Source organism: bacterium (assembly GCA_036524115.1).
Classification (GTDB): domain Bacteria; phylum JAUVQV01; class JAUVQV01; order JAUVQV01; family DATDCY01; genus DATDCY01.
Window position 1 is genome coordinate 1 of record DATDCY010000174.1, and the last position, 8,351, is coordinate 8,351.

Below are 8,351 nucleotides of genomic sequence, written 5' to 3' on the forward strand. Positions count from 1 at the left end.
CGCCGCAGACGCCCGGCGATCAGCTCGCGGTGCGCGTCCAGCGAGAAGCACGCCTCGCGCGCGACCGGCAACGCGGCGGCCCCCGGCGCCACGCGCAGCGAGTGCAGGAGCAGGAAGAAGGCGGCCATCCGGTCGAGGAGGGGCCCGTCGATCTCGCCCGCGGCGATCCGCCGCCCCTCGACGAACCCGTAGACCCCGATCCCCTCGGCCGCGAGCGCCCCGACGGGCTCGGGCACCTGGCGCACCCCCCGCGCCCAGAGGAAGGAGAGCGCGCCAAACTCCGCGGCGAGCCGGTCGACGGGGTCGCCCTCGCGCCGGCGGTAGCGCTTGGCGCAGTAGACGGCGCCGGCGCCCGTGCGCACCCGGAAGACCTCGGCGTTGGCCCCGCCGGGGATCGGCTCGGCCGAGAGCGGCACCTCGCCCCGCCAGGCGGCGAGGGCCGGCCGCAGCGCCTCGAGGATGTCGCTCACCGGGCGGCCCCGAAGAGGTGCGTGCGGATCTGCGCCCAGCTGGCGAAGGCGAGCACGCCGGCGGGCGGGGCGCCCGCGCGCGCCGGATCGTAGAGGATGCGCTCGACGCCGCGCGGGAAGTCCGGGCGCCCGAGCACCTCCACCAGGTCGTCCACGAAGTGCGTGCAGCCGGCGCGGCCGATCCGCCGGATCTTCTCGTCCTGGGTGCCGACGAAGGCGATGTCCGCCGCGGCGACGCCGAAGCGCGGCGTGAAGCCCTGCCGCCCGATCCAGGAGCGCGCCGCATCCCGCAGGGACACGCGCTCGCCGATCGCCGGGAACTCGGTCTTGTGGCTGATGATCGAGACGCGCGCCCCGGCCTCACGGCAGGCGAGCAGGAACCGATCGATGCCGGGCGCCGCCTCGGCCTCGTCCATGAGGCGCCCGTAGACGAGCCCCTGCAGCTCCGTCCAGCTGCGGTCGCCGTCGGGGAGCGCGCGGATCGCGTCGCGCACGGCGCGCTTGTTCACGGCGGTGCCGGGCGGGATGAGCCCGTCCGCGAGCGCCCGCCGGTGGAACACCCGGTCGTAGAGCGCCACGGTGTTGTCGAAGTCCAGGCCGATGTGCATCGCAATCCCGGGCGGCAGTCCGCGCGCCCGCGCGGCGCGTCCCGCCCGTCCCCTAGATGAAGTTGGCGTGCGCCGGCGGGTGGGTCAGGTCCCAGAGGTAGCGGTTGACCTTGTCCATGCGGCAGTTGACCCGGCAGCCCGCGATGTCGAGCTCGCTCTCGACCATGCGCAGCGAGGCCGCCCGCCGCTCGCCCTCCCAGATCTCGCGGAAGGTCTGCTCGTGGATGTTGCCGTAGAGGAAGCGCTCGTCCCCGATGTACTCCTTGCAGCCCCAGACGCGCCCCGCGGCGTCGATGTAGGAGTAGAACGGCAGGCCGAGGCAGCGCCCGTAGCCCCTCTCCTGCCTGTCCCAGAGGCGCATCGTCTCCTCGCGGAAGATCACCTGGAAGCTGTCGGTCGCCAGCGCGCGCACGCCCCCGGCGAGCCCGAGGAACTCCTCGTAGCGGATGTCCTTGTAGCGCGTCGTCTGGCTCGGCGCGAAGTGCGAGTAGGGCTTGACCACCAGGTAGTCCAGGCCGATGTCCCGCGCCCGCTCCGCGAGCGTGCCGACCTCGCCGGCGTTCTCGGGCAGCAGCAGCAGCTGGATGCCCAGCGTGCAGGCGTAGCCGTTCTCGCGGCGGATGCGCACCGCGGCGGCGAGGTTCCCGAGGACGGTCTCGAAGTCCTCCGCGCGCGTGCGGTGGATCGTGGCGTACGTCGCCGCAGTCCCCGCGTTGCAGCTGACCTTGATCCAGGACGTGCTCCCGAGGATCTCGCGCGCCAGCGCCTCGCGCAGGAGCACGCCGTTGGTCGTGAAGGCGACGTCGATCCCGGAGGCCTTCGTGTGCCGCACGATCTCGCCGATGCGCTTGTGCAGGAGCGGCTCGCCCTCGCCCGCGAACATGATGCTCTTGAGCCCGAGCGCGCCCAGCTCCGCGATGCGCTCCTTGAGCAGGTCCGCCTCCAGGAACTTGGCGCCGTAGCCGAGGTAGTCGACCGCGCAGAAGAGGCAGCGGTGGTTGCAGGCCCCCGAGGGGCTGACCTCCATGTAGATCGGGTAGACCGTCCTGCCCGCGAGAAAATCGGCGACCCGGGCGGCGTGGTAGATCAGCTTGTGGCTGTCAATCCGGTACTCGTCGGCCATGCACCCGCTCCATGTACAGGTCGTGGAAGCCATGGCAGATCGTCTGGTGGAGGCACTCGACGAGGCCGTAGGAGTGCGAGGGAACGTGGAAGTTCAGATCGCCGAGGGCGCGCAGCGGGTTGTCGGCGTCGAAGCCCGAAAGCGTGACGACCGCGCAGCCGCCCCGGCGCGCCGCCGCGGCGGCCGCGAGGATGTTGCGCGAGCGCCCGCCGCTGGAGATCGCCACCAGCACGTCCCCCGGGGAGGCGACCAGCGCCAGGGGCCGCGCGAAGACCTCCTCGTACCCGAAGTCGTTGGCCAGACAGGTCAGCAGCGACCCGTCGTTGAAGGCGCGGCTGCGTACGCCGGCGTTGAAGAAGTCGACCGCCCCGTGGCTGGCGATGGCCGCGCTGCCGCCGTTGCCGACGAAGTGCACCGTCGCGCACGCCGTGCCGGCCGCCACCAGCAGGTCGACGGCACGCGCGAACCCCGGGTCGAGGCCGAGGTCCCGCCCCTCGCCGTCGGTGCAGGCCGTGGCGGCGCCGATCCGGGCGAGCGTGCCGAGGTACCGCGAGAACTCCGTGCCCACCGTCACCTCCCCTACCGCAGCAGCGCCGCGGCGAACTCGAGCAGCTCCGTGCGCTCGACCGGCCGGCGGTTGCCGACGATCTTGACCGCGAGCGCGCCCGCGAGGTTGCCGATGAAACCCACCAGATCCAGCGGGATGTCGCGCACCACGCACGGCGCGGTGAAGGCGAAGAAGGCGTCGCCGGCGCCCACGGTATCGACGACCTTGGCCGAGAAGATGGGCGTGCGCACGGTCTCGCCGCCGCGCGTGACGCCGATCGACCCGCGCTTGCCGAGCGTGCTGATGAGCAGGTCGCAGCCGAGGCGCGCCGACATCCGCCGCACCACATCCTCGATCGGCGACTCCTTGTCCTGCGCCGCCCAGCGGATCTCCATCTCGTCGAGGCAGATGAAGTTCGAACGCTGGTACTTCGTGATCATGTTGTACCCGACGTTCCCGCCGTTGCTCTGCGTGTTCACCGCGAGGTGGCGCGCCGAGCGCTCGATCGCCCGGATCAGGCCGGCCGTGAGGAAGCCGTGGCCGTAGTCGGAGACGAGCGCGAGGTCGAAACCGGGGAGCAGGGACGTCAGGTGCCCCTCGATCTCCTGCTCGAGCTCCGCCGGGATGAAGTGCGTGTTGAGGTAGTTCACCTCGAAGAGCTTCTGGTTGAGGTACTGGTCCAGGTAGCGCTTCTTGATCACCGTCGGGCCGTCCGGGCGGTGGAAGAACGTCGGCTTGACGTTCGGCCGCAGGTGCGCGCGGATGAACTCCTCGCGCGAGTCCTCCGCGCCGAGGACCGCGACGAGGCTCACCTCCTTGCAGAGGCCGGCGAGGTGGTTGGCGATCGCGAGCGAGCCGCCCGCGAAGACCTCGTGCGAGCGGTAGTGCTGCACGACCAGCGGCGACTTGCCGGACTTCCCCAGCGGGAGGCAGTAGTGGTACTCGTCGACGATCGCATCCCCGATGAGCACCACCCGCGTGTCGCGCACGCTGTCGAGCCAGCGGCGCAGGTCCTCGAAGCTGTAGCGGTGCGCGAACTCGCGCAGGAACAGCCGCGTCTCCTCGGGGTAGACGTCGAGGAAGGAGTGCAGCAGCGCCGCCGAGGAGGTGAGCAGACCGATCGTCTCGTAGATGCTCGTCGAGCCGAGGTCCGCGCCCTCCTGCCCGTCGAAGAGGAACTGGTGCACCTGCCGCTCCGCGCCGCTGGCGGCCTGCGGCCGCGCGAGCACGTCGGGCTTGAGCAGGCGGACGGTCTCGAAGGGCGTCGCCTCCGCGATGATCGTGACGAAGTCCACCTGCGCCAGGGACGCGGCGCTCTCGGCGCGCAGCGCCTCGGGGAAGATCGGGCGGGCCGGCCCCTCGTCGAGCGCGCGGTCGCCCGCGACGGTCACGACGAGCACGTCCCCCTGGCGCCGCGCCTCGTCGAGGTGGCGGATGACCCCCGGGTGCACCAGGTCGAAGACCCCGTGGCTGAGCACGATCCGCCTTCCGGCCGCGCGCAGGGCCGCGCAGCGCTCGGCCGCCGCCGCCAGCGTCAGGATCTCCGCCATCGCCCCCCCTTCTTCAGTCCACCGCGAAGTAGCGCTTGAGCAGCGCCGTCGAGGAGGAGACGAGCTCATGGGTGAAACGCATCTCCCCGCCGACCTGCTCTAGTACCGCGATCTCGCGCTTTAGTTTCTCGGAGCGCGCCTCCGGCGCCTCGAACTCCTGGCCCTTGACGAAGTAGGTCGGCCGCAGCAGCCGGATGGTCTCCTCCGCGGTCGGCCAGGCGTTGACCGCGGCGTAGTCGACGCACTCGAGCGCGGCCACCGACTCGGCGCGCAGCTGCTCGGGGAACGCCGGCCGCCCCGGCCCCTTGTCCACGAAGCGGTCGGGGCTCACGGTGACCACGAGGGCGTCCGCCAGCCGGCGGGCCGCCTGGAGATGCTTGATGTGGCCGGGATGCACGAGGTCGAAACAGCCGTGGCAGTGCGCCACGCGCAACCCCTGCCCCTTGAGCGCCGCCACCCGCTCCGCGAGCTCCCCGAGCGTGAGCACCTTCCCCTCCCGCATCAGGCGGCTCCGTCCGCGGCCGTCAGCGCGCGCCAGAGCGCGGGGACGGTCTCCTCGTGCCGGCCGCGCAGGTAGCGGCTCCTGCCGCCGCCGGCCAGCGTGCGGGCGAGCAGCGTCTTCCAGGGGCGGAAGTAGTACGACGGCGAGGAGCGCGACGGCTCCGCGGCCAAATCGCCGCGCAGCTCCTGGATGTCGGCGACGAGCACGTCGAAGCCCTCGACCCGGCGCCCTTCGCGGGCGGCGACGTTGCGCGCCATGGCGAGGGCCTTGAGGAAGACCTCCGGCGCCATGACGGCGCTGCCGAAGGCGAGGAGCATCCCCCCGTCGAGCCGCTCGACCTCCGCGGCGAAGCGCAGGAAGTCCCGGTAGGAGGCGGCGCCCGCCGCGGCCGCGTCGAAGTTCGGGTGCTCGTGGACGATGTCGTAGCCGATGCCGATGTGCACGGTGGCCGGCACCCCGAGGCGCCGGCAGGCGGCGAGGAGGCTCACGTCCTTGTGCGGGTAGGCGCCGCCGAGGATCGCCTCGCCAACCGCCTCGCCGAGGCCGAGTTCTCCGGCGGCGTGGGCGGCGTTGACGATGTCGTTGATGCGCCCCGTCTCCTCCCAGAGGCCGAACTCGCCGGTCGCGATGTAGCGCGCCACGCTCTCGGTCGTGGCGCCGATCAGCGCCAGCTCGAAGTCGTGGATCACGCAGGCGCCGTTCATCGCCACGAGCGTCACCAGGCCGCGCTCGAGCAGGTCGATCAGGTGCCGCTGGACCCCCGCGCGCAGGACGTGGGCGCCCATCATCAGGATCACGGGGCGCCCGGCCCGACGCACGGCGTGGATGCGGGCCGCGACCTCGCGCACCTCCGCCGGCACCGACCCCGACGCCTCCAGCGACCGCAGCGCCGCGAGGTCGAGATCGTGGGCGCGCTCCGCGAGCGGGCGCAGGCGCAGGCGGCTGCGGTCGAAGCGGGCCGCCGCCCCCGAGCCGCGCCCCGCGGACGCGGCTGCTTCCCTCTCTGCGCTCATATCTGTATAATTTATCAGATTTTTGCCTGGAGGGCGCATGATCAGCGGAAACCGCCTCGTCATCGTGATGCCGGCCTACAACGCCGAGAAGACCCTGCGGCAGACCTTCGACGAGCTGCCCCACGAGTACGTCGACGAGACCATCCTCGTCGACGACGCCTCGCGGGACGCCACGGCGGCGGTCGCGCGCGAGCTGGGAATCAGGACGATCATCCACCCCGAGAACCGCGGCTACGGGGGCAACCAGAAGACCTGCTACGCGGCCGCGCTCGCCGCCGGCGCCGACATCGTCGTGATGCTCCACCCGGACTACCAGTACTCGCCGCGCCTGGTCACGGCGATGGCATCGATGGTCGCCTCCGGGCACTACGACATCGTGCTGGGCTCGCGCATCCTCGGCGGCGAGACGCTGCGCGGGGGCATGCCGCGCTACAAGTACGTCGCCAACCGCTTCCTGACGCTTGCCGAGAACCTCGCGCTCGGCGTCAAGCTCTCCGAGTACCACTCGGGCTTCCGCGCGTACCGCCGCGCGGTCCTCGAGACGCTGCCGCTGGGCGAGAACTCCGACGACTTCGTCTTCGACAACGAGCTGCTGGTGCAGGCCGTCGCCTTCGGCTTCCGGATCGGCGAGGTGAGCTGCCCGACGAAGTACTTCCCGGACGCCTCCTCGATCAACTTCCGCCGCAGCGTGCGCTACGGCCTCGGGGTGCTCGGGTGCGCGGGCAAGTTCGTGCTCCGCCGCGCCGGGCTCGGGCACGCGCGGATCTTCTCGCCGGAGGGCCGCAAGCTGAAGGGGGAAGCGGCGAGCTGAGCCGGGACCCGGGCCGGCTTGTTCGGCTTCGGGGTCCTGTCGCTGCGCACCCCCACCGTACTCCCTTCGGTCCGTCCGGCGGGGGTCCCCCGCTCCGCGCCACCCCTTCGCCAGCCGATTCCGGTCGTGGCGTCGGGCTCCGATCGCCGGGAGGAGTTAGCCGAGGGCCAGCAGCGTCAAGCCGGCCAGGACCGCGGTGACGAAGCCCGTCGCGACGTAGAGCGCAAGCACCGGCCGCTGGAAGATCCCCGTGAGGACGGCGAAGGCCGGGATGCTCGCGACCGGCCCGGAGACGAGCAGCGCCATCGCCGCACCGGCGTTCATGCCCTGCGTCATCAGGCCGCGGATCACCGGCACCGCCGCCACCTGCGGCAGCGGCACCGGGATCCCGGCGAGCGTCGCGACGAGCACGGAACCGACCCCCTGCGCACCCGCGAGGGCGCGCATCCAGGCGATCGGCACGAAGGCGACGATCGCCGCCTCGAGGAGGATCGCCGGCACGAAGAAGCGGCCGATGATCCACGCCATGTCCTTGACCATCAGGCCGAAGTACCAGAGGCGCCGCTCCGGGACCTGGAGCCCCCGGCGCGGGTCGTCGGGGGCGGCGCCCTCCATGCACTTCTCCCGGATGTCGGGGCGCTCGGCCGAGAGGAGGCCCTCGCCCCGGATCCAGCCGGCCCGCTGCATCCAGACGACGAGGTAGCCGCCCGCGAGACCCGCCGCGACCGCGCTCGCGAGCTTTCCGAAGGCCAGCGCCGGACCGAGCCCGCGGAGGGTGAGCAGGAAGGCGTCCGGGCTCATCAGGGGCGAGGTGATCAGCAGCGCGAAGACCGGGGCGAGGGGGACTCCGCCGTAGATCAGCGAGACGATCAACGGGATGACCCCGCAGGAGCAGAGCGGCGAGACCAGCGCGACGCCGACGGCAAAGAGGATGGCGCCGTGCGTGCGCCCGGCCAGCCGCTTGCGGATCCTCTTGTCGAGCTTGAACGTCTTGATGGCCGCGGCGAGGAGCACGCCGAGAACGAAGATCCACCACATTCGCGCCGTCTCGTCGCGAACGATCCACCAGAAGGTGCCCCAGTCGAGGTTCATGGTCCTGGCATTGTATCCGACGCGTCAGGCGCCGGGTCCACGCCGGCCCGCGCCCGGCTCACGCGGGGACCTCCGGCTGCCAGACGATGCGGTCGACACCCGCCGGCGGCGGCGCATCGCTGCGGTGTTCGAGGAACTGGGCGCAGCCGCCGAGCGTCAGTTCGCGCCGTCCCCGCGCCGCGCCCTCGTCCTCGCACGTCAGGCGCAGCAGGCGGCCGCGGCAGGGTCGGGCGCAGCCCTCGCGGTCCCAGGCGCGCCCGTCGAAGACCCAGGGACAGTTGCGGCTGGCCGTGACGAGAAGCCAGGGGCGGTAGAGGGAAAGGCGCACGCCCGCGGGCAGCGGCGGGACCGCGACGCCCTGGACCAGGTCGTCCACCTCGAAGCGGCGCACCCCGTAGACCGAGCGCAGGTGCTCGACGAGCGCCGCGGATTCGAGCGCGGACGCGCGCAGCGCCGACGCGGCCCCGGCGGGGACCTCGCCGAAGGACTGGAAGCCGGGCCCCCGCCGCTGGCGCGCGAGGAGGCGGCCGGCGCGCACCGGGGACGTGGCCACCCGCGATGCGGACGGCTACCTCTGCTTCGTGGGCCGCGCCGACGATGTCTTCAAGAGCTCCGACTACCGCATCAGCCCCTTC

The 8,351-nt window shown here is 72.2% G+C and carries 10 protein-coding genes; 1 reads left to right on the forward strand and 9 read right to left on the reverse strand.

Going from position 1 to position 8,351, the window contains the following annotated elements; genetic code table 11:
* The 7 genes from VI078_08340 to VI078_08370 all read right to left on the reverse strand — a co-directional run.
* Positions 1–470: phosphotransferase (locus tag VI078_08340; protein HEY5999294.1), on the reverse strand; the 470-nt coding region annotated here is incomplete at its 3' end.
* Entirely contained in the window at positions 467–1,078 is a 612-nt protein-coding gene (locus VI078_08345; GenBank protein ID HEY5999295.1) for a haloacid dehalogenase-like hydrolase, read from the reverse strand. The genes VI078_08340 and VI078_08345, both read right to left, overlap by 4 nt.
* Before the next feature lie 52 nt (positions 1,079–1,130).
* Complete coding sequence (locus VI078_08350) at positions 1,131–2,201, reverse strand: radical SAM protein (protein ID HEY5999296.1); 1,071 nt, start codon at positions 2,199–2,201, stop codon at positions 1,131–1,133.
* Positions 2,179–2,769 carry an SIS domain-containing protein gene (locus VI078_08355; protein HEY5999297.1) on the reverse strand — a complete coding sequence of 197 codons (591 nt, stop codon included), beginning with the start codon at positions 2,767–2,769 and terminating at the stop codon, positions 2,179–2,181. The genes VI078_08350 and VI078_08355 overlap by 23 nt, the downstream gene beginning before the upstream one ends.
* 11 nt (positions 2,770–2,780) lie before the next feature.
* Entirely contained in the window at positions 2,781–4,298 is a 1,518-nt protein-coding gene (locus VI078_08360; GenBank protein ID HEY5999298.1) for a PfkB family carbohydrate kinase, read from the reverse strand.
* 13 nt (positions 4,299–4,311) lie between these two features.
* The gene (locus VI078_08365) at positions 4,312–4,800 is read right to left on the reverse strand and encodes an adenylyltransferase/cytidyltransferase family protein (GenBank protein ID HEY5999299.1); all 489 of its coding nucleotides are present in this window, start codon (positions 4,798–4,800) and stop codon (positions 4,312–4,314) included.
* Entirely contained in the window at positions 4,800–5,813 is a 1,014-nt protein-coding gene (locus VI078_08370) for a hypothetical protein (GenBank protein HEY5999300.1), read from the reverse strand. The genes VI078_08365 and VI078_08370 overlap by 1 nt, the downstream gene beginning before the upstream one ends.
* Positions 5,814–5,850: 37 nt before the next feature.
* Between VI078_08370 and VI078_08375 the strand changes: the two genes are divergently transcribed.
* Positions 5,851–6,624 (forward strand): glycosyltransferase family 2 protein, encoded by a 774-nt coding sequence (locus VI078_08375; GenBank protein ID HEY5999301.1) that lies wholly within the window; start codon positions 5,851–5,853, stop codon positions 6,622–6,624.
* 156 nt (positions 6,625–6,780) lie between these two features.
* On the opposite strand, the gene VI078_08380 is transcribed toward VI078_08375, so the two are convergent.
* On the reverse strand, positions 6,781–7,716 hold the full coding sequence (locus VI078_08380; protein ID HEY5999302.1) for a permease: 936 nt from the start codon (positions 7,714–7,716) through the stop codon (positions 6,781–6,783).
* A 58-nt stretch (positions 7,717–7,774) separates the two neighbouring features.
* A complete protein-coding gene (locus VI078_08385; protein HEY5999303.1) occupies positions 7,775–8,269 on the reverse strand; it encodes a hypothetical protein in 495 nt (164 codons plus the stop codon).
* Positions 8,270–8,351 lie beyond the last annotated feature (82 nt).